At 40.6% G+C, this 22,574-nt stretch carries 18 protein-coding genes; 6 read left to right on the forward strand and 12 right to left on the reverse strand.

Annotated elements, in window-relative coordinates; all coding sequences use genetic code 11:
- The 3 genes from ACLD5M_RS05450 to trpS all read right to left on the reverse strand — a co-directional run bounded on the left by ACLD5M_RS05450 (nucleotide 1) and on the right by trpS (nucleotide 3,926).
- Nucleotides 1-1,758: a hypothetical protein gene (locus ACLD5M_RS05450; protein ID WP_410314768.1), complete on the reverse strand. Its 1,758-nt coding sequence runs from the start codon at nucleotides 1,756-1,758 to the stop codon at nucleotides 1-3.
- A gap of 106 nt (nucleotides 1,759-1,864) precedes the next feature.
- Entirely contained in the window at nucleotides 1,865-2,362 is a 498-nt protein-coding gene (locus tag ACLD5M_RS05455; protein WP_375169207.1) for a hypothetical protein, read from the reverse strand.
- A gap of 472 nt (nucleotides 2,363-2,834) precedes the next feature.
- Entirely contained in the window at nucleotides 2,835-3,926 is a 1,092-nt protein-coding gene (trpS, locus tag ACLD5M_RS05460; protein ID WP_375169206.1) for a tryptophan--tRNA ligase, read from the reverse strand.
- A gap of 148 nt (nucleotides 3,927-4,074) precedes the next feature.
- On the opposite strand from trpS, the gene ACLD5M_RS05465 reads away from it, so the two are divergent.
- Nucleotides 4,075-4,455 carry a DUF3073 domain-containing protein gene (locus ACLD5M_RS05465; protein WP_004136650.1) on the forward strand — a complete coding sequence of 127 codons (381 nt, stop codon included), beginning with the start codon at nucleotides 4,075-4,077 and terminating at the stop codon, nucleotides 4,453-4,455.
- A 109-nt stretch (nucleotides 4,456-4,564) separates the two neighbouring features.
- On the opposite strand, the gene ACLD5M_RS05470 is transcribed toward ACLD5M_RS05465, so the two are convergent.
- Entirely contained in the window at nucleotides 4,565-4,993 is a 429-nt protein-coding gene (locus ACLD5M_RS05470) for a sterol carrier family protein (protein ID WP_004136648.1), read from the reverse strand.
- Nucleotides 4,994-5,230: 237 nt separating this feature from the next.
- Between ACLD5M_RS05470 and ACLD5M_RS05475 the strand changes: the two genes are divergently transcribed.
- Nucleotides 5,231-7,714, forward strand: coding sequence for a glycogen/starch/alpha-glucan phosphorylase (locus tag ACLD5M_RS05475; RefSeq protein ID WP_004136644.1), 2,484 nt, complete (start codon nucleotides 5,231-5,233; stop codon nucleotides 7,712-7,714).
- 192 nt (nucleotides 7,715-7,906) lie between these two features.
- Here the strand turns inward: ACLD5M_RS05475 and ACLD5M_RS05480 are convergent, their stop codons facing one another.
- A complete protein-coding gene (locus tag ACLD5M_RS05480) occupies nucleotides 7,907-8,116 on the reverse strand; it encodes a hypothetical protein (protein WP_004126589.1) in 210 nt (69 codons plus the stop codon).
- Between the two features lie 160 nt (nucleotides 8,117-8,276).
- On the opposite strand from ACLD5M_RS05480, the gene ACLD5M_RS05485 reads away from it, so the two are divergent.
- A complete protein-coding gene (locus tag ACLD5M_RS05485; RefSeq protein ID WP_004136640.1) occupies nucleotides 8,277-8,987 on the forward strand; it encodes a rhomboid family intramembrane serine protease in 711 nt (236 codons plus the stop codon).
- Nucleotides 8,988-9,222: 235 nt separating this feature from the next.
- On the opposite strand, the gene ACLD5M_RS05490 is transcribed toward ACLD5M_RS05485, so the two are convergent.
- The gene (locus tag ACLD5M_RS05490) at nucleotides 9,223-10,875 is read right to left on the reverse strand and encodes a PASTA domain-containing protein (RefSeq protein ID WP_375169204.1); all 1,653 of its coding nucleotides are present in this window, start codon (nucleotides 10,873-10,875) and stop codon (nucleotides 9,223-9,225) included.
- A 155-nt stretch (nucleotides 10,876-11,030) separates the two neighbouring features.
- Between ACLD5M_RS05490 and ACLD5M_RS05495 the strand changes: the two genes are divergently transcribed.
- Complete coding sequence (locus ACLD5M_RS05495) at nucleotides 11,031-12,344, forward strand: THUMP-like domain-containing protein (RefSeq protein WP_375169203.1); 1,314 nt, start codon at nucleotides 11,031-11,033, stop codon at nucleotides 12,342-12,344.
- Between the two features lie 73 nt (nucleotides 12,345-12,417).
- Here the strand turns inward: ACLD5M_RS05495 and crgA are convergent, their stop codons facing one another.
- Nucleotides 12,418-12,810: a cell division protein CrgA gene (gene crgA / locus ACLD5M_RS05500; protein ID WP_004136636.1), complete on the reverse strand. Its 393-nt coding sequence runs from the start codon at nucleotides 12,808-12,810 to the stop codon at nucleotides 12,418-12,420.
- A gap of 77 nt (nucleotides 12,811-12,887) precedes the next feature.
- Between crgA and ACLD5M_RS05505 the strand changes: the two genes are divergently transcribed.
- Together ACLD5M_RS05505 and ACLD5M_RS05510 are read left to right on the forward strand one after the other, a co-directional pair.
- Entirely contained in the window at nucleotides 12,888-13,640 is a 753-nt protein-coding gene (locus ACLD5M_RS05505; protein WP_004136635.1) for a DUF881 domain-containing protein, read from the forward strand.
- A gap of 42 nt (nucleotides 13,641-13,682) precedes the next feature.
- Nucleotides 13,683-14,789 (forward strand): class E sortase, encoded by a 1,107-nt coding sequence (locus ACLD5M_RS05510; RefSeq protein WP_410314769.1) that lies wholly within the window; start codon nucleotides 13,683-13,685, stop codon nucleotides 14,787-14,789.
- A 145-nt stretch (nucleotides 14,790-14,934) separates the two neighbouring features.
- Here ACLD5M_RS05510 and pknB read toward each other — a convergent pair whose 3' ends face one another.
- The 5 genes from pknB to ACLD5M_RS05535 are packed head-to-tail and all read right to left on the reverse strand — an operon-like array spanning nucleotide 14,935 to nucleotide 22,573.
- Complete coding sequence (gene pknB, locus ACLD5M_RS05515; protein ID WP_410314770.1) at nucleotides 14,935-16,953, reverse strand: Stk1 family PASTA domain-containing Ser/Thr kinase; 2,019 nt, start codon at nucleotides 16,951-16,953, stop codon at nucleotides 14,935-14,937.
- Nucleotides 16,950-17,912 (reverse strand): serine/threonine-protein kinase, encoded by a 963-nt coding sequence (locus tag ACLD5M_RS05520; protein ID WP_004133883.1) that lies wholly within the window; start codon nucleotides 17,910-17,912, stop codon nucleotides 16,950-16,952. The genes pknB and ACLD5M_RS05520 overlap by 4 nt, the downstream gene beginning before the upstream one ends.
- Nucleotides 17,909-19,375, reverse strand: coding sequence for a peptidoglycan D,D-transpeptidase FtsI family protein (locus ACLD5M_RS05525; RefSeq protein WP_410314771.1), 1,467 nt, complete (start codon nucleotides 19,373-19,375; stop codon nucleotides 17,909-17,911). Before ACLD5M_RS05525 ends, ACLD5M_RS05520 begins: the two co-directional genes overlap by 4 nt.
- Entirely contained in the window at nucleotides 19,368-20,867 is a 1,500-nt protein-coding gene (locus ACLD5M_RS05530; RefSeq protein WP_410314772.1) for an FtsW/RodA/SpoVE family cell cycle protein, read from the reverse strand. The genes ACLD5M_RS05525 and ACLD5M_RS05530 overlap by 8 nt, the downstream gene beginning before the upstream one ends.
- Nucleotides 20,864-22,573: a PP2C family protein-serine/threonine phosphatase gene (locus ACLD5M_RS05535; RefSeq protein ID WP_119520992.1), complete on the reverse strand. Its 1,710-nt coding sequence runs from the start codon at nucleotides 22,571-22,573 to the stop codon at nucleotides 20,864-20,866. Before ACLD5M_RS05535 ends, ACLD5M_RS05530 begins: the two co-directional genes overlap by 4 nt.
- Between the last annotated feature and the right edge of the window lies 1 nt (nucleotide 22,574).

Genomic DNA, 22,574 nt, shown 5'->3' on the forward strand with positions numbered 1-22,574 from the left:
TTATTTCTCTTCCTCTTGAGATTCATCTGATGAAGGTTTTGCAGTAGGCCAGGTTTCAATCAAATCCCTTAATCCTTCTTCATCTTTATTAAGTTCCTGATATTCGAATTGAATGTCAACGAAAGCGGCACGAGCAGCTGCTAAATGAAGCCTTGAAATTTCAAAAGCTTCCTCTTTACTCTTCAAGGCCTCCGCAACAGCTTCATCCGCCTTCTTCTTTTTATTATTAGCCCAAATAGCTATACCAGCTACACATGCAAAAGCAACGAAAAATGCAACAGGTACAAGGTGCAAGATGAAAAGAATAACGACGCCAATAATAGAAAATATAATAGGCTTAATAAGTTCATCATTATTGAACTGCAACTTTTTTATATATTCGTCAAAAGTTTCATCCCAGGCGTGATGAAGATTGTTAAAAGCAACGTTTTCATTTTCTCTAGTTTCACCTGAATAACCAACAAAATGATATTGTTCAGCTAATTTTGAATGTTTCTCGTTAAGAACAATTCGCACCGAATTAACCACTTTAGAACGATAATTCTTCGTATACTCATTCAAAGCTGTTAAGAAATCTTTTTGACCGGCGCCAACGGAAACCTTCTGAGTTTGTACAGAAACACCCATCAAATCAGGAGAGATTGCAGTTCGAGTTTGCAAAGTGACAGCATCAACCGTTTCTTCCAAAGCGCGCTTGTACTGATCTGCCTTCTTTTCAGCTTTTTCCATATCGCCATCAGTTTCAACAATAGCCTCGTTATAAGCTACTTCTCGTCTTAACGGCAACTCTTCGTCATCGTATTCTGTAACCAACTGCTCAAGTAAGTCGTCGAGCATATCTGCAGATGCTTGAAGAGTAGTAGTGGTGTCATCTTTTATAGCTTTATACTTATCCCTCGTGTTGCCAAGAGTAGTTGCAGCCTCAAGCATATTCCTCAACTTACCGAAATCTGGACAGCAATCACGCAGTTCCTTATACTCGTTAGGAGCAAGCATCGAGCAATTGTTTTCGAGCTCATGCACCCATTCCTGAACCTGCGATTTTACAATATCATCGTCCAAACGCAGTTCGTCATTCCATTTTTTGATTTGCGCAGAAAGCATTTGCGCACCATTTTTACCAAACGCACCCTGTGCTGCAGATTCAAGAATTACTGCAAACTCACGAGTAAGCGCCTTAGAATCACAGCTTTGTAAATAGTGCCTAAGCCAACGCAACGCAGATTCGTTTCTTCCCATACGGCGCAAAACTAGCGCGAAGAACAACGACGTCTTTGCCGAGTTTCTATTAAATGCTTCTTCAACTGACTTTTCTACAATCTCTTTATCATTTCGACTCCAGGCAGCGATTGCAACAAGCGCAGGAGCAAGCCAATATCGAGGACTTTGAATCATCAATTCTTCTGAAACGTGAGAAACAACCGCGTCGCTTACGTTAGCAACATCAAATGCTTGCAAAACACCAATCGAAGTACGACGAACTTTATCGTAATGACCGTACTGTCGATCAAGCTCACTTTTAAGATTACCCAACTTAGTTTCTGCACGTTGAGCAATGGCGGCTCGCTTAGCTGCATCAACATATTCATAGAAGGCTTCGCTTAGCTTTTTTAACTCAGAATGTGTTTCATTAAGATCTTTACCAACTCGACTTACTTCTCCGCTAACAAGATTAACTTTGCTGTCAACTTGGTAAATAGACGAAGTTATATTATCCAAATACTTTTGTAGCGCACGAGGATCTACAGTTTCCTCCATGTCGTCTCCCTCTCTTAAAAGGCAATTCACTGCCGCAAAATAGCAACAATGCTATAAATTATATCAAGTTCTGCCTCATTCGATTAACTATTTTTTATGAAATTCATTATCTTTCCGTGCCGTCTTCAGCAACAGGAACCACTTCTCCATCCGAATAAATTTCAATATAAGCGTATTGCGGAGAAGCCGCTAAACTTCGAGCCGGCTGGAATAGCGGAGGCACAGTATCACTGTCTGTGTAATGCTCAACAATTCCACCATCAAGCGAAATGTAATGGTCAACGTAAGGGTAGCCAATGTAGCACTTTGCAAATAACGCAACAAGATGCCCAGCAAAACGCTGCTTGTACAATTCATTAATGTGATCAATGATCTGCTGCTTGTACGTTTCGTTAGTGGTGGTATCAAGACTGCGAACCGCTTCCAAAATTTGCTTCGAACGAACAGCATGTCTATTCTCAAGTTCCCATGCAGAAGTTTTTAGCTCGGTGTCAGCGTCTTTAAACTGATTATCTTTTTGTTGCGGAGTTTGCAAAGAAAATCTGTCCGCAAAATTTTGCGTTTGCATATTCTCGGTATTTACAATTCTTACTTGACGTGCCATATCGTCTCCTTATTTCTAAATTTCTAATTATTTAAAGTAGTATTGCCACGATTACTACAATTATGGCATCTGCGGCTACTCCTGCAATAATCATCATTTTTGAATTAGGATGAAGCCCATAAAATCTAATAAAGTTTTTTACCCTGAATAGACATGCGTTCCGCGTTACGAGCAGCAGATTGCGTAGCATGTTCCAGCACTTCAGCAAACGAATCTTGGTCACTAAATGCTTGCGGGAAGGTGGTTCCATTAATAGCTCTTAAAGGAGCTAATGCTCCTAATCCGGCGGAATTCGAGGATCAAAACCAAAATTCGAATATGCTTTAGTGGCACGATTGAAGCAATACGAATAAGAGAATTAAAAAATCAGCTCTTGCGAAATATTTTTTATTCTCTTAACAATTTTACTCTGCATTCGGCTTTGTTAAACATATGAAATATTGAAAATATTTAGAATATTTAAATATTTTTGTTAGTACTTCATTCCCATTGCTTCGCGAACTTGAGAAAGCGTTTCTTCCGCAATGGCATTTGCACGCTTATTGCCGTCGTGCAAAATGTCTCGAATAACATCCATGTCTTTTGCAAGTTCTGCACGACGCTCACGGTGAGGCGCCAAGAAGTTATTTACGTTTTCAATTACGTAAGCTTTCAATGCGCCGGCACCAGCATTACCAATTTCTGCAGCAATATCTTTAGGATCCCTGCCTGTAACTAAACCTGCGGTAGTAAGAAGTGCAGAAACTTGCGGACGAGTTACTGGATCAAAAGTAATCATCCTCTCAGAATCAGTTGGACTCTTCTTAATTAGTTTGGCAGTTTCTTCAGCAGTAGCTCCGAGCATAATTGAATTACCGTAAGATTTGCTCATCTTACGACCGTCCAAACCTGGAATTTCTGGAGCGTCAGACAAAATTGCTGCCGGCTCTGGGAAAACTGGATTCTTTTTTGCGTATCTTTCGTTAAAACGACGCGCAATCGTGCGAGTGATTTCAACGTGCGGCAAATTATCTTTACCAATCGGCACAACATTAGCTTTGCAGAACAAAATATCGCAAGCTTGATGCACTGGGTAAGTAAGCAGCAATCCGGTTAAAGCGTGTCCAGATGATTCCATTTCTGACTTTACAGTAGGATTCCTGTGCAATTCTGCTTCCGTAACTAAAGACAAGAATGGTAACATAAGCTGATTTGCTGCAGGCACAGCAGAGTGCGTAAATATCATTGTTTTTTCAGGATCAATTCCTGCAGCCATATAATCAAGCACTAAATTCAAAACATTATCTTCAATATGCTCGGTTGTGTCACGGTCAGTAATTACCTGATAATCAGCAATAATAATATTGGTTTTTACACCACGCTTCTGCATTGCGACACGCTCACGAATAGAACCAAAATAGTGGCCTAAGTGCAGGCGTCCTGTTGGACGGTCTCCTGTAAGCATGGTAAATGAAGAAGGATTACTTTCTAGTTTTTCAAGCGTTGCATCCGAACGTTTACGCGCTGCAAGAAAGCTTGCACTCATCTCATTTCCTGCGGCTGTTACCTGTGCTTCTTCCTGCATTTTTAGCTCCTTACATACACGCATTTTTACGCTTAAAATATGGCTTTCATGGTAAAAGTTTACACAGACAATATACTCGGTTGCGGTTAAGTGGTACGCTCTTGTGTGATGAACTGATTGTTACGGTAATTTTTTAAGAGGGGGTCAGATGGGCCGCGGACGACAGAAGGCAAAGCAACAGAAAATTGCCCGTAAGCTCAAATACCTGACGACCGATACGGATTATGACGAGCTTGCTAAGGAGCTTAACTCCAGCGAACCCGGACAAGGATCCTTCGATCCATTTGCGTCGAGCGAAACTTACGAGGAAAACTCGTATCTTCCAGATCAGGAAGCAACTGTTCAAGAAGATGATTCTAATGAGTCTTCCAACGATGATGATTTAGACGAATATGCAAAGTGGGCGGCAGAAGCTGCAGCTAAGGCTGTAAATAATGAAAATTCTTCTACAAATTCTGGCGCGCATACTCCTGTGCATCATCACATTCCTATGCCAGTGCCGAGTTTCATGCATAAGAACGATAAATAAATCTTAAAATTACTAATAATTAGGTTGCTAGTAATTATTTTTAGCTAAATATCCTGGGTCTAAAAAATGAAGGCCCAGGATATTTGTAAATAAGCATTATAAATAGATGTCATAAATTTATATCAAGTGGCAAAATATCGCTTAAATCATCACGCTCACCGATTGCACTTATGTGTCCGGCTTGTTTTTCTTGCTGCCAACTTGTAATACCACAAGAAATTCTTAACCAAACTTGCGGATCAAGCTCAATAACATCCGGCGGAGTAAGATTATGCGGATCAGAAGCTGGTCCTTCCAAAATTTTTACTGCACCAAAAGGCGCAACTCTTACCTCTACTGCACACCCAGGGACTCTGTTTTCAAGAAGATATAAAGAATATCTAACTGCTAAAGCTTCGTCAATTGGAGAAATATTTAAAATATCGCTAGTTATTTGAATAGCTTCTCCGCCATTATTAAACGCTTTATTAGCAGACTCACACCACGCTTTCCAAGCACATTGTCCTCTTTTTATATCTCGCTCAAGTATTACTACCATATTTTTATTATCTTCTAAACAACATACTTTCATAAATATATTTGTATTAAGAAGCCATATATTAATATTTAAAGGTGTTAGGTTGTGGTACTATTGGGAACATCGTGTGCATTAACATACCTTTTGTAGTTATCTACAACAGTTATCTACAACGTGGTACTGGTTTAACTGCCTAAACATAAAGTTTCAGGCTGCACACTTTTTAGGAAATATAACAAACGGCACAAGGAGTCAAATATGACTAAACACGTCGCGCCGAAAGCCAAAACTACTGCGACGGCATTTGCCAAAGAACTTCAAGAGCACCTCAAGTACACCCAGGGTGTAACGCCAGAGCAGGCCACCACGGCAGATGTGTATGTTGCCGCTGCTACCGCAGTTCGTCGCCACTTGATGGACTCTTGGATGCAGACACAGCATGACATGATTAACGGAAACACCAAGGCTGTTGGCTATTTGAGCGCAGAGTTCTTGATGGGTAAGCAGCTTGAGAATGCTTTGTTGAACGCTGGTCTTACCGACCAGTTCGAAAAAGCTGTTACGAAGCTTGGCTTCGATCCAAAGGCTGTTATCGACGCTGAGTATGAACCAGGTTTGGGTAACGGCGGTTTGGGTCGTCTCGCAGCCTGCTTCATTGATTCGCTCGCCTCTATTGGCGTTCCAGCATTCGGCTACGGCATCCAGTATCGTTACGGCATCTTCAAGCAGCGCTTTGATGAAGAAGGTAAGCAGATAGAAACACCTGATTACTGGCTTAGCAACGAAGAGCCATGGGGCCACATTGATTACGGTCGTGATCAGCGCGTCAACTTTGGCGGCGAAGTTGTTGAAGAAAACGGCAAGCGCGTGTGGAAGCCAGCTTGGTCTGTTCGTGCAGTACCAGTTGACTACATGGTTCCAGGTTACAATTCTGGTCGCGTAAACACTCTTCGTTTGTGGACTGCTAAGTCTTACGACGAGTTTGATTTGCTCACCTTCAACAAGTCTGAGTACTTGGATGCTGTAAAGCCACAGGTTGCAGCAGAAAACATTTCTAAGATTCTTTATCCAGAAGATTCCACTCCAGAAGGTAAGGCTTTGCGTCTTGAGCAGCAGTACTTCTTCGTAGCTGCTTCTATTCATGACGCTATCCGCGTGTTCTACCCAGGTCAGGATAAGCCGGATCTCACAACCTTCCCAAGCAAGATCAACTTCCAGTTGAACGATACTCACCCAGTTATTGGTATTCCAGAGCTTATGCGCGTTCTTATGGACGAGTACGGCTACGATTGGAACACCGCTTGGGGTATCACCACCAAGACCTTCAACTACACTTGCCACACCTTGCTTCCAGAAGCTTTGGAAGTTTGGCCAGCCAAGCTTATTGGCGAACTTTTGCCACGCCACCTTGAGATTATTAAGGGCATTAGCGAGCAGTTCCGCAACGAGCTTCGCGGTAAGGGCGTTGCTGAGGATCAGGTTGAGCGTATGCGCATCGCTACCGACGCTGACGAAAATGGCGAAGGTGCTGTAGTCCGCATGGCTTACTTGGCTACCTACGGCGGCTCTTACGTTAACGGCGTTGCTGAGCTTCACTCTGAGTTGTTGAAGGATGTCACTTTGAAGGACTTCTCCAGCGTTTACCCAGATAAGTTCAAGAACGTTACTAACGGTGTAACTCCTCGTCGCTTCGTGCGCTTGAGCAACCCACGTATGTCTGCTCTTATTACTGAGGGCTTGGGCACCGACGCATGGCAGGGTGATTTGGAGCTTCTCGAAGGCTTAAAGCCATTGGCTGACGACAAGGCATTCGTTAAGAAGTTTGCTGAAGTTAAGAAGCAGAACAAGCTTGCCTTCGTTGATTTCGCAAAGCAGAAGTATGGCTTCGAAATCAACCCAGACACTATGTTTAACACCATTGTTAAGCGTTTGCACGAGTACAAGCGCCAGTCCATGAAGATCCTCCAGGTTATCTCCACATACGCTGGAATTAAGAACGGCACAATCGACGTTGACAAGATGCTTCCACGCACCGTGTTCTTCGGCGCTAAGTCTGCTCCAGGCTATGCTATGGCAAAGCTCACCATTCAGCTCATTAACAATGTTGCTCGCGTGGTGAACAACGATCCAGCATGCAAGGGCAAGCTCGCTGTGTTCTTCCCACCAAACTACAACATCGAGTTGGCTATGAACTTGATTCCTGCCACCGATTTGGATGAGCAGATTTCTCAGGCTGGTAAGGAAGCTTCCGGTACCGGTAACATGAAGTTCGCTTTGAATGGTGCTTTGACTGTTGGTACTCTCGATGGTGCAAACGTTGAGATTCGCGAGCGCGTTGGCGCTGAGAACTTCTTCCTCTTCGGCATGACCGTTGACGAAGTTGATAAGCTCTACGCTGAAGGCTACGATCACGGCGGATCCCGTAAGTACTACGAGTCTGATCCTCGCTTGAAGACCGCTGTGGATATGGTTGCTGACGGCACATTCTCCAATGGCGACAAGAGCGTGTACGAGCCACTCGTCAACGATTGGCTTACCCACGATTACTTCATGGCAATGGCTGACTTCAGCTCTTACATGGATATTCAGGCTCAGATTGAGGAAACTTACCGCGACCCAATGAAGTGGGCTCGCATGGCAGTTTTGAACGTAGCCAACTCTGGTTACTTCTCTTCTGACCGCTCTATCGAAGATTACCTCGATCGCATTTGGCACACTGGTGCTCTTCCAGTTGCCGAGTGAGCATAAAAATAGCGTCTTAATCGCTTAATAAGAAAAAGGCGGAGGCTGTTAATCAGCTTCCGCTTTTTGTTTCTAGTAATTAAATCGAAATTAATCACAAGTAAGTAAATAAACAAGTAAACAAACAATAAAGGCGGCTGCACATACACACAGTCGCCTTTATTTGAAGTATTTTAACACAACACTGCTGTTTTATTCTTCAACAGCAGGAGCGTCTTTACCTTCTGTCTCTTCTTTTTCTAGCCCCAGATCAATTGGTGAAGAGCTGTTCTCCCACGGCTCCTCCCAAGGGTCATAATCAGGATTGTGCTGCTTATAAACATACAATGCAGCAATTCCTGCGAGCAGTGCTCCGAAGAGCAGTGCAAAGAACTTCCAACCGCCAGAGGATCTGTTCTCCATGATGGCTCCTTTCGGGTTAAGCTGACCTGCTCGTCCAAGTCAACGATTTATATAGCGTTTTGTCGCTTACTCACTATCATAGTTGCTTTTCTTCAGAGTTGCATCTTTTTACACAATCTTATTGATTAAATTTGTGAAGTAAAGCCTATATCATAAAGATATGCATAATTTGGATATAAAAAATTTATGGAATAGAATACGTTTTCGCAGCAATACTGTTACTGCAATTCTCATATACGCTTGCATTGTTACTTGGCTAATAGAAATATTTTTATACTTCGTAACTAAAGAAACCTACATTACTTTTATAGAATATACTGCCTTCGTGCCAGTTACTGCGTTAAATACCCCATGGACTTGGTTCACATCAATGTTTGTCCATGCGCCAAACATCACTCATATTTTCTTCAACATGCTGTGCCTTTGGTCACTCGGCGCAGAACTTGAGCGTTATTTTGGCAGATGGAAATTCTTTGGACTTTATTTAATATCGGGTCTTGGAGGATGCATTGCAGATATTATTTGGTGCAGAATAATTAATAATTGGCAGTCCGCCTCTTATGGTGCTTCAGGCGCAATTATGGGTCTTATTGGCGCACTTTTAGTAGCTCAGTGGCGACTTGGTGAAAACATGCGAGGAACAATTATTTGGATTGCGATTACTCTCGCTATGCCAATTATTATTCCAAATATAGCTTGGCAGGCTCATGTTGGAGGTTTAATTATTGGAACAGCGCTTGCAGCATTGCTAGGAGTACAAAATCCTCTGCTTAGAAAAGCTTCGTTTAATACGCGTTTCTTAACGTATTTTATTTCTATTTTTATTATTCTTGTTGCGTGCGCAGTATTCTGCTTACAAGGATTAGCTTAGTTAAATTACACGCATGTAGTTTTCCACCATTGTGTACAGAACTGTGGATAACTTGGGTATAAGTTGGGCATAAGATGCTAACAACTACTCAAGTTATCCACATAATTATTCACAAATGCTAATAACTCGCCATTTTTGCGCTTGTGCAAAAGTGTATAAAAGTTATCCACAATTACTACTCTATGTTAATTAACTTTCGAAAAGCGCAGAAACGTAATTAGAAAAACAATCTACTCTACTGTTTTTCTGGCAGTTTACTCCAATTAAAAGGCTGTTCAACCAAGTAGTATGCGTTACCGTCATCAGGCGCAGGCGCAAACTTCACAGGCTTAGTTTTATATGATGGAATAAATGGATTTAGGAAAGAATCTATAGTTTTAGCAGGCTTAATAGGTTCTTCGGTTTTCTTATACAACTTAGGATCTCTACGCAGAATAAACGGTCTGTCCATATTTGGCTTATTTTTTCCTACTCCTTGGAAGTATCCGTCTTTTTCTAATTTGATTAAATCAGCTCCTACAGGAACAAGAAGATAAAAATCAGCCATTCTAAAACTTAAACCGTGATTGATACCAGGATCTTTATTAAGAGTATCGAGATAGTCATAACCGTAATCACCAGTTTTATAAAGCTTACCGTTCACACATTTATCACCGGTAATATCGTCAAATTCAGAATTACCACAGAATGTTTCAAAACCTCCACGATACAGTTCTACAACTCCTGTATCTCCATAAATAAGATGATTCCTCATATAATTTTCTTCGCGAGGAGGGTAATTAACACTGCACCCAACAACATTCTGATTAGCATGACACATATGCAATTCATTGTTTAAATTCAGACCTGTATAAGTGCTCACATTATCAGCCTTTCGCATGTTAATATAATCTTTTTCATGCGACCCATGTAAATTCAAAATCTTATAATCAGGATCTTGTGGATTAAACGGCTCTAAACGAAAATCAAGACAATCTCCAGAATTTGTGCACCATAAACCAACAAAACTATCTAGTTTCATAGCGTCCATCAAAATATGGTCGTCGTAAGTATCTGAAGATTCAGTAAACAAAGATTGTCCTGCGCCAACACCGTAATAAAGAGTAATGGAATCACTAGTAGTTTCAGTTCCCAACGCAGGATCCGAATCAACTATTTTATATATATTATTACGAGAAGAAAGTCGTTCTTTCGTTTTAACATCTTTGAATCCGCGACTCTTCAATAAATCCTCAGCCTTGGCAAAATCCATGCCGTACAAATCCGCTGGAACACCTTTGCCTTCAGTGCCAACTAAAACATGAATAGTACGATCAGCAGATTCATTAATTGAACTTCCAGGCTGAGGCGTAGTTCCAATTACCGTACCCGGATTGATAGCAGTTGCAGTATGCACTTTTACTGGCACGTTCATCTTTTTTAATTCGCGCACAGCATCTTCCGGCTTCAATTTAGTAATATCATCCGGAACTCCAGGCCCCAACGATTCATACACTGTTATTCTCGAAGAAGGTGATATTTTTTCGCCTTTTTTAATTCCTTTAATAGAAAGAACTTCACCTTTATTTTTTGCGGAGAATTTTTTAACTACTTTTACAGCAGCTCCCGATGACGATATTTTTTCAATGATTTGTTGAGCATTTCCTCCACTCAAAGAAGAAATAACATTTTTCTGCGAATACGAATAATAGAAAATTCCAACAGCAACAAGAACTACGATAACAAAACTAGAAATGCTACAAGCAATTACTTTTTTATTAGGTTTTTTAAAATTATTAGGTTGAACAAATTGATTTTCTAATTTGTCTTCTTCAACAGGAGTTCCACAGCTATTGCAAAACCTACTATTTTCAGAAAGTTGACTACCGCATTCGATACAAAATCGCATTGTTCCTTCTTCAACTGTTTAACCATTTAGCGCAAATTGAGTAAAAAATCTTCGCAGCTACGCTATTTCTCTAAAATTTATTTTAATTATTATTAATCTGAAGAACAAGCGCTTATTCGCTTAAAACTTTACGTTTAGCGTGCAAACACATCCATATGTTACGTAAGAATAAGATTATGCTTTCTGAGTTACATGCACCTTGTGAAATTCCTTGCGCAACACCTCAAACACTTGCGTTTATTAAAGAAAATGCGAAATCAAATCCAAATAATGCAGCTCTTAAAGCATCACGTAACGCGGGAATTGATGTTACTTTTGCAGTAAATCAAATCGCAGGCAAACAAATAGCACAACAAAAACTGCCAAAATGGGCATCCTGCGAGGAGATTATATATCCGGCACATATATCTATGGAACAATGCTCTTCGCAAGCCACAGCGCAATATAAGGCTAATATTGCACAAAAATTACTTAGTGAGCTGAATGAAGAAAACACTTCGAACACTCTTGTTGATCTTACAGGTGGATTTGGTGTTGATTGCGCAATAATGGCTGAGGTTTTTGATTCTGCAATATGCATTGAGCAGCAAAGTGATCTTTCCGCTATTTCACAACACAATATGCGAGCGCTCGGTCTTTCTAAAGTTACGTGTTACAACAATAATAGTCTTGAGGCACTTAATCAGATTTCTAGCGCAACAATGATATACATTGACCCTGCACGTCGCAATAATCAAGGTTCTAGAACTTACGCTATTGAAGACTGCACACCAAACGTGCTATCTATTAAAGACCAACTTCTTAAAAAAGCACAAATTGTTATTATTAAACTTTCTCCAATGCTTGACTGGCATAAAACTGTAAACGATTTTGGCGGTAATGTTGCGCAAGTGCACATTGTTGCTCATCATAATGAATGTAAAGAGCTACTAATAGTACTAAGCAAATCTCAGCACACGAAACTGCCAATATATTGCGTAAACGACAATCAGTTAACTGTTATAGAAGCCGCTTACGATACTTCAAAAAATCAGGTTTCAATACTTTCTGGATTAGATGGTAAAAGTAAGGAAAACAAAACTTTATACGTACAAAAATGGCGAGAATGGGCTCGGTACGTTTATGAGCCAAATGCTGCAATTATGAAAGCGGGATGTTTAAAGTTTTTAGAAGAAAAGTATGGCATTAAGCAAATAGAACCAAATAGTCATATTGGTGTTGCAGAAAAACATTATGCTAATTTCCCGGGGAAAATATGGAAAATTGAGAATATTTGCAGCCTTAACAAGAAGGAAATAAAGAAAGCGCTTGCAGATATTACACATGCGAATATTGTTACTAGAAACTTTCCAATGTCTGCAGAAACTTTGAAAAAGCGCCTTAAAATTCAAGACGGTGGAAATATTAGGCTTATTGCAACAACTGACAGCAATAAAAATCACGTAATTATTCGCGCAATTGCAGAATAAAAATAATTAAAGTAGCCACACAAAACGCGCAGCTACTTTAATAGAATCGTTTTTAAAATTAGTCGTAATTTTATTAACGCCACCACATGGTCATTAAGAAACCAACCACAACAAATCCGAAGGCAATAAGTAGATTCCATGCTCCAATTCCTGGGATTGGTAGCATAGGGTTCAAGTAATACACAACAGCCCACACTAAACCAATAACCATCAACGTGCAGAACAGTGGAACGAACCATGCTGCATTAGCCTTCGTACCTTTAATACTTTCTTCAACGCGACGCCTATTTTCTGCTTGACGCTGCATCATCTTCTGAATTTGTGGAGAAAGCGATGCTTTATCTGCAGTAGCATTCAACACTGCTTCGACTTCATCCATAGGAACGCCATAAGTATTCTCATTTGACGTATCGCTCTTCTTTGCAGCGTCGTCAGCTGCAGTCGTGTGCAATTTCTCATCAGCCATAACTGTAACTCTCCAATCAATCGGCTACACGCTATAATAGTGGTTACACTCGAACGTAAGAAGAATGAGAGCAAATTATGGTAAAAAGAACAGGAAAACATAGAGCTCAACGCTCGTTGTTAAGTAGTGTTGCTGTTGCCGTTGCCATCTTTCTTACAGGATATTTATTTGTTACTAATCTACGAGTCAACCGCACAGCTTTCGTTACTTCCAACACAAGTCAAATGGTTGAAAGAAACTCGCAGCGCACAAAATCTTTGCGAGAAGATATTAAAGATTTAGATTCCAGAATTAGTTTGCTCAACAAAACTCTCGTAAGCAGTAATGAGAATAAAGATTCTTCAGATACCGGTAGTAGCACTGTTCTTCCTAAGCTTGAAGGACCTGGAATCGTAGTAACTCTCAACGACTCTTCGCTGTGGAAAGGAGCAGTAAACGGTTCTGGAACTTCTGTAAATATTAACGATTATGTTATTCACCAGCAAGATATTGAATCCGTTGTAAATGCTCTTTGGCAGGGCGGAGCAGAAGCTATGACCATACAAGATCAGCGCGTTTTGTTTAATTCTGCAGTAATTTGCATTGGAAACGTGCTTATGCTTCAAGGTCATCAGTACTCGCCACCGTATAAAATATCTGCTATTGGCCCAGTAGACGATATGGTTGATGCTCTTAATAATTCACCAGCCATACGCACCTACAAGGAATACGTAAGTTCATTTGGATTAGGATGGAAAGTAGAAAAGAAGGAGAATTTGAAATTCCCAGAAGCATCTGCTTTGTTACAACCATTAAGGTACGCATCCGTGCTTAAAGAACTAAATAAATGATTTGTGTCGCAAGACCCTCACATCATAAAGGAGTAACGTATTATGCAGTCTGCTTACACGCAGGAAAATGATACGAAGAGCAAAGGCTCTAACTTCTGCTGGCAAATTGCCGGAGTTGTTGGCGAAGTTTTAATCGCTTTTGCAATTATGTGTGCGCTATATATCGCATGGCAAATGTGGTGGACTGGAGCTCAAGCAGAGCACAATCAGGTAGAAGCACGTAAAGAAATATCTTGGAAGAATCCTAAAACAGGTGACAAAACAAAGATCGCTTTACCTCAAAATGGCGAGCCACCAAAAGTTAGCAAGCCAAAAGGGGACGTTTTAATAGCTCGCCTGTATGTTCCTCGCTTCGGAAACCAGTGGGAGCGTAATATTATCGAAGGAACAACACCAGATATTTTGAGCAAACGTGGCTTAGGACACTATTCAGAAACTCAAATGCCTGGCGAAATCGGCAATTTCGCAGTAGCTGGACACCGCAATGGTTACGGACAGCCTTTGGGTGATGTTGACTTGCTTAAACCTGGCGATGCTATTGTTGTTAGGACTAAAGATTACTGGTTCGTATATAAGTACACTTCTTATAAGATTGTTACACCAGATCACGGTGAAGTAATCGCTCCAAACCCTGATCATCCTAACGAAAAGCCAACAAAACGTATGCTTACTCTAACTACATGCGAGCCTAAGTATACTACTGCAACACATCGCTGGATTAGCTACGCTAAGTTAGCTTATTGGGCAAACATTAGCGATGGTATTCCAAAAGAGCTTTCCACAATTGATGAGCAAGGAAAAGTAAAGTTTATTAACAATGAGCAGCAGTCTCTTGTTTCTCATCTTTCTTCACTTGTTCCAGTAATGCTTGTTATTGCAGTGCTTTATATTGTTATTTTTGCGGCTGGTGCTATTGCTTGGCAGTGGCCTGCACTTCGCGAAATTCGCGTAGGAAAAAGGAAAAAGCCAGATGCAAGCATTTTTGGCGGAATCCTTTTAATACAACCAGGCATTACAGCAATTCGTTGGATTCTTGCAATCCTAATTCATTTGTTCATCATATTAGCTCTATTCCAATGGGTATTTCCTTGGGCAGCTGCAACGATTCCATTCCTGCAGCAGATGTCTAATTACACAACAACTGTATGAAATAAATATAATTGAAAGATCCAATTAAATTTAGGACATACTCGAATAAAGTCTAATAAAAATAAAACTGTACAAATAAGGGCGATACTTAAAAGTTATCGCCCTTATTTTTATTCGATTCTCATAATATTTCTAGTATCTAATATCACTTACTTTGATTATCACTATCTGAAGAAGAACCAAGTCCTGGTCTCGTAATCAAAGTGATTGCAGAACCTTTATCTACCTTAGTTCCAGCATCTTCAGACATGCTGATCACTACATCATCATCTTTATTAGAAATAGAATCAGAAACTACCCTTAAGCCCTTTGCTTCAAGTATTTTCTTAGCCTGCTTAAACGTAATAGTACCAAGATCAATATGCGGCACTTCTACCTTCGGCGAGCCTTGTGACACATAGACTGTAATCGAGCTATGAGGCTTAACAGAAGATCCGGAATTAGGGTTTAATCGGGTTACAGAATCTTCAGGTACACTATCTGAATCTTCCTTTACAACATCCGCAGTAAAACCAAGATTTTGCAGCTGACTAATCACAATATCCTTGCTCTGACCAACAAGACCATCAGGAATCTTAGTTAAACCAGAAGCAATATAAAGCGTAATCAAAGTGCCTTTGTCTGCGAAAGAATCAGCATCTGGATCAGTGCGAGTCACATGATCTTTCTTCACATCAGCACTATCTTCTACTCGAACATTAGCAATCTTAAAACCAGCATGTTCAAGTATCTTACGAGCTGCTTCCTGCGATTTACCGCTCACATCTGGAACACGTGTTGATTGAGGTCCTACAGAGAACCAAACCGTAACTTTAGTACCAGACGCAACATGCTCGCCACCGCGCGGAGACTGTTTTGTAAACGTGCCTTCAGGCTGAGAAGAATGATCATCTTCACGAATATCTGGGACTAATCCTAATGCTCTAAGTTTTTCTCTAGCCGCATCCTGAGTGGTTGTTTCCATAAATGTTGGAACAACAACATTACCAGACATTCGATTATGACCCAGCATAAACAAAACGCCTGCTAGCACAACAATCGCAACAACAACACCAATAATAGAGCCGATTACAGCACGCTTACGACGCTTAGCTTGCGATTGAGCGCGTTGAGCTGCACGAGTGCTTGGAGCAAATGCAATATTTGATGGCTCAACCTGACCTGTAATAGGGTTAAACGATTGTGTTGCAGCACCATCAGTAGCATTAATGGCCATTGTTGCAGCTGTTTGCTCAGCTTGTTTGCGAGCTTTCATATTCGCTAAATCAGTAAGCGGATTAAAAGCTGCTGCAACAGGAACTCCGCCGTTCATGAACGCTAGAATATCGTTCTTAAATTCCGAAGCTGTAGCATAACGGTTCTGACGGTCTTTTGCCATTGCCTTAGCGCAAATTTTATCCCACATAGAAGGCATTCCAGGCACAAGAGTGCTTAAAGGAGTTGCAACTTCAGAAACATGCTGGTATGCGATAGCTACAGCAGAATCACCAATAAATGGTGGGCGACCAGTAAGCATTTCATAAAGTACGCATCCTGCAGAATACAAGTCAGAGCGCATGTCTACTTGTTCTCCGCGAGCCTGCTCTGGAGACAAATATTGTGCAGTTCCAACAACACCTTGAGACTGCGTCATAGTTGTTGCAGAATCGTCAAGAGCACGAGCAATGCCGAAGTCCATCACCTTCACCATGCCCTGCTCGGAAATCATAATATTTCCAGGCTTAATATCGCGGTGAATAATTCCCATTCTGTGCGAATATTCCAAAGCATTAAGTACACCAAGCATAACTTGTTCAGCGTCACGCTGGCTTAAGGCACCATTCATCTTAAGAATATCGCGCAGTGTTTTTCCTTTAATATACTCCATTACTAGATAAGGAAGGCGCTCTTCCAATCCGTTGTCGGTAGTAACAGATTCTTCACCAGAATCATAAATATTAACAATATTAGGGTTGTTCATTTGCGCAATTGCGTGAGCTTCTCTGCGGAATCTAGACAGGAAGATTTCATCGTTCGCTAAATCAGAACGCATGATTTTCACAGCAACAGTACGACCTAGACGCTTATCTACCGCAACACGTACTTCTGCCATGCCGCCGCGGCCAATAAGTTCTCCTAATTCATATCGACCATTCGCTAATGAGGTGGGCATTGTGGTATTCATTGCTGCTCCTTGCGATTATTGGTATTCAAAATGTTAATAATATTGACTTGATTCTGCGGCATACTCTTAATACATCGAGTTTGTCGGGAATCTGTAGAAATAAATCCTGTTGTATTGTTAAAAGCTGTTTCTTGATCAAGCAGCCTACGTTCAATACGAGATAAAACTTTTGATACAACAAGCGCATCTTTTGGTCGATCTTTTGGATCTTTTGCAAGCATCGACATAATAAACTGTCTTAATTGCAGATCAATATTTTCAGGCAATGGCGGAACAGGATCATTAACATGAGCCGCAGCAATATCTACCGGAGTAGCTCCAGTAAACGGCCTGTGCCCGCATAATCCTTCGTAAGCAACAACTCCTAGTGAGTAAATATCAGATTGTGCTGTTGCCTGTTCGCCTTGTGCTTGTTCAGGAGAAATGTATTGTGCTGTGCCAACTACCATACCGTCCTGAGTAATCTGCTCCTGATCGCTTGAATAAGAAACACCAAAGTCAGTAATTTTTACGTTTCCTGTTTCAGAAACCATAATATTTGCAGGTTTTACATCACGATGAATAACACCATGCGAGTGAGCTACAAAAAGTCCTCGTGCTGTTTGAATAAGAATAGGCAACAGTCTGGTTGGATCAATAGCTTTTTCTTTATGATACAAATCTGCTAACGACTTACTTGGCACGTATTCCATAATTAAGAATCCAATGCCATCATGCTCATAATAGTCAAATAGTGCTGCAATATTCGGGTGCGCAAGATTTGCCGAATTATGAGCTTCTGCACGAAGCCTACGCAACTTTGCTTCTACATTCGCAGTATCCGTACGCAGCGCTTTAATAGCAACAATTCGCCCAAGTTGAATATCAAAGCCTTTCCAGACTTCTCCCATACCGCCTTGCGCAAGGCGGCGATCCAGTCGATAACGATGATGAACTAACTGTCCTTCAACAAGTTTCATTGTGTAAGCGCCTCCTTCATCACTTGTCGCATAATTGGTCCTGCTGCGTAACTGCCCAGAACATTAGTATTGTGAACAATTACCGCTATAGCTATTTTAGGATCTTCTGCCGGAGCAAATCCAATAACCCACCCATTTGCAGACTGATTATTCACTCCAATCTGTGCAGTACCTGTTTTTGCAGCAACATGCATATTTGGTAATGCGAGATTTGGATTTTCTTTTATTACTACAGATTGCATCATAGCGGATAGTTTTGCAGCACTATCGCTGCTCATGGCTTGATTCATAATTGTTGGCTTCGTTTGCGACAACACAGACAAGTCACTTGAACGCACACAATCTACAAGCGTAGGTTTCATAAGCGTACCGTTATTTGCTATAGCTGCTGCAATCATAGCATTTTGCAAAGGCGTAACTTTTGCGTCACCTTGTCCAATGGATTCCAAGGCTAGTCTGTCTGGAGTTGGTTTAATAGAAAATGTTGAGCTTACGGATCTCATTGGGAAACCTGTAGAATCAGATCCATCTATAGAAAGAGATTCAAAGAAACCGAACTTTTTTGCCTGTTTTACAATCGCATCTGAACCCAAAGAATTGCCCAACTGCGCGAATGCAGTATTTGAAGAATAAGCTAACGCGTCTTCAAACGAAATTTTTCCGTCAGTGCCGTTTGCTTGAGAAACAACATTAGTTAAAGCAACACTTGTTCCAGGAAGAGTGTATTTCGCACCGGCAGGTATTAGCGTATCTGGCTGATATTTTCCAGTTTCTAGTGCAGTGGCAGCAACAATAGTTTTAAATGTAGAACCAGGTGCGTAAAGCTCAGAAATCGTACGATTTAACATTGGATTCCAAACATCTGATGTTATTTGTTCGTAAGACTTATTTACAGCACCAATATTGTGTATGGCAAGAACATTTGGATCATAGCTTGGCGTGCTAACCATTGCGCGAATCCTGCCAGTTTTTGGTTCAATTGCAACAAGAGCACCGTCTTTGTCTTTTAGAAGATTATATGCGAGAGTCTGCAGTTTTGAGTCAATTGATGTTTCAATAGAAGCTCCGCGGTTTGTAGCTCCAGTAAACAAAGATTTGAACCGCTGCCAGAATAATGCGTCAGATTCGCCGCTTAATAAACTATTCCTAGAAGCCTCAATACCTCTATCTGCACGCTGACTAATAGAAAAGTAGCCAGTAATTGGAGAATATACAGGACCGTTAGAATATTTGCGCTGATACACGAATGCATCTTTAGAGGAATCTGATTTAGCAATAACAATTCCATCCGAAGTAAGAATTGCCCCTCTAGGAGATCCAAACTCATGGTATAAGGCTCTACGATTTCTAGGATCAGCATTTAAAGCATTAGCATTAATAGAGGTAATAATAGTACTTGAAATACCAAGTACAACGAACAATACTAGTACAGCAATGAATAATTCTTTTAAGCTTTTATTCATTCGTCTCACCTCGTTCCTGCGAAGAAACAAGGGTTTGGCTATTCATACTATTCGCTTCTTCCTGACTATTAATTAAATTACTTTCACCAAGATCATTATTTTCAGATTTACTACGACTTCTCTCCTGCAATTCTCGCTCACGCAATGCTGCCAAAGCCTCATACTGGAAGGTGTCGGAAACTGGAGCTGATTCAGGTTTATTCGCAGAGTTAGAAATAACAATAAGCAATGCGGCAAGCAAATAATTTGCTACTAATGAAGATCCGCCAGCAGCCATATATGGCAAGGTCAAACCTGTTAAAGGTATAACCAAAGTAATACCACCAACAACAGTAAATACTTGGAATGCCATAGTAAAAACAAGACCGGATGCTAATAATTTACCGAAGCCATCTTTAATTTTCATTGCGGTAATCATTCCGGAAGTAATAATAATTAAATACAAAACTAATACTGCAAGAAGTCCAGTAAGACCAAGTTCTTCACCAATAGAAGCATAAATAAAATCAGAATTAGCTAACGGCGTTAAAGAAGGATGACCTTGTCCTAAACCTGTTCCCGTAGTTCCTCCGGCTGCAAGACCAAATAATCCAGATACAATCTGAGCCGAACCTCCAGGGAACCTGTTATACACAGCATTATCAAACGGGTGAAGCCAAGCATCCACACGATACTGCACATGTGCGAATAACTTTACTGCAGCTAAGCAGCCTAATGTGAATGCAATAAATCCAACAACCAGCCAACCTTTGCGACCTGTGGCAACATAAAGCATTGACACAAACATAGCAAAGAACATAAGAGAAGTGCCAAGATCATGCTGCACAACTAATACGCCCATTGATGCAGCCCAAACTAATGCAATAGGACCCATATCTTGCAATCTTGGCAAATGCACTCCAAGAACTTTCTTCCCTCCTACAGCAAGCCTGTCGCGATGATTAAACAAGTATGCTGCAAAGAAGAAAGCTAGGAAAAGCTTAGCAAATTCTCCAGGTTGCACAGTGTGATTTCCAAAACCAACCCAAATTCTTGCGCCGCCAATTTCTTTGCCTAATCCTGGAATCATAGGAGAAAGAAGCAAAACTAAGCCGATTACCATATTTACATAAGAAAAACGTCTTAATATGCGATAATCTTGCAGCACAATAACAAAAATAATAGATAATATAAGCGCTACACACACCCACACTAACTGTTTAATAGCAATATCAGTATTATTTTGCCTATCAATTCTTGCAATAAGAACTGTTCCTATTGCTGTAAGAAGCATAATACATGGCAAAATTGCTTGACTAGCATAAGGCTGCTTAACAAGAAGCACACCCCAAAATACTAAGAATAGCAGCATAACAATTGTTAGCATTGCAACATAATTAGCCGATATGCAACTGTCTATACGAAAGAACATTTGCAAAAATGCAATTGCTGAAACAAGAATCGCAAAAAGCAATAATGCTATCTGCCTAATACGCGTAGCAATCAAATTCATGAGGATTTACCCCCTTGCTGCGCATTATTGTCTTTATTATCCTTATTTTCCTTACTATCTACGCTATCTTTACTGCTTTTACTATCATTTGAAGAAACTATTTTTTTCTGACGCTTAGCATTTAATTTTTCTTTCGCACGCTGGAACATTTCTCGACGAATTAAAGAAGCATGACCGCGAGCTTCAGCTAAACTTCCAAAACTAATACCTTCACGCAATTGATCCTGCCATGATTTATCAAGATTTTTTACAGGAATATCGGTTGATTCAACTTCGTGAGATAACGCAATTCCGAAAATATTTGTTGGAACACCTTGATAAATAACAACGCGATCATTGTTCTGGCTAATGTAATACTGCGTTTGAGTCCACGAATAAACTCCATAACCAGCACCAGCAATAATCAACAATCCAAGCAAAATTCCTAGAGCAATACCTATGCGAGTCCATCTACGACGCAACGAATAAGCTTTATGAGCTTCATCTTTCTCATATTTAACCGCACGCGCAACATCCGGATCGTGCGGATCAGTAGATATTTTGCCGTTTTTCTTAGTTACAATAGGAATTTCATTCGTATCAGGAGTGTGTAAATCTTCTGATTCTTCGCGAATATGCGAAGGCTGAACAATTCTAGTCATTAATACGGAAGGATTAACAGCATCTGATTCATCCGCATTGTTTTGAACTAAAGCTGCAGCACGTTGCGCTGGAGAATTTTTATCTTCTCTAAGTGCTGGAGATGACGATACTGCTTTATTAACAATATCTGCAATAGATTCAAGATCTTGACTTGCAGCTCCACCAATCAATGGAGTTTGATGAGGCAAATCAAACGCATCCGCATCGAGAGCAAGAGTTGCATCCGCAACAACAGCAGTAACATTATCCGTGCTTCCTGCTCGAAGAGCCATAGCTACAAGTTTTTGAGCGCATTCTTCTTGATTAGAAATAGTGCTCATAACATCTTGAATAGTGGAATCTTCTAAAACTCCGCACAATCCGTCTGAACAAAGTAACCATCTGTCTGAAGGATGAGCTTTTCGTAAAGAAATATCAGGGCGCGGGTCTATATCAAAATCTCCCAATACGCGCATAACAACATTTCTTTGAGGATGATTCCTAGCCTCTTCGGGAGTAATATGACCCGTATCAATAAGATGCTGAACGTAGCTGTGATCTGTAGTCATTCTCATAAGATGATTGTCACGAAGCAAGTACGCTCTTGAATCACCTAAATGTGCCAAAACCCAATATCCACATACAAGAGTTACTGCAGTAACAGTTGTTCCCATTCCAGCAAGACGTCGCTCGCGCTTAGCTTTTCCAACAATCGCGTCATGAGCTGCCATAATCGACGTTTCCATCATTGAAGACACAGCTTTTACATCGTACGGCCTGGAATCTTGCTCAATATGCGCAAGCGAACGAATAGCAATAGTAGACGCTGTATCTCCTCCAGCATGACCACCCATACCATCGCAAATAGCTGCTAAATGTTCTCCAGCAAACGCAGAATCCTGATTGTTACTTCTAACTGTGCCAACATCACTAACAGCCGTAGAATACATAAATAATATTTTTTCAACTGATTCTACATACGCTGCTTTATTAACATTCTGATTATTATCGTCTGCTAATTTTTCAATTTGACCAGTTGTTTCTGTATTGGATTCTTCCTCATTATTTGAATTGATTTGCGTCATA

It is taken from the genome of Gardnerella sp. Marseille-Q9185, assembly GCF_046508745.1.
Classification (GTDB): domain Bacteria; phylum Actinomycetota; class Actinomycetes; order Actinomycetales; family Bifidobacteriaceae; genus Bifidobacterium; species Bifidobacterium greenwoodii.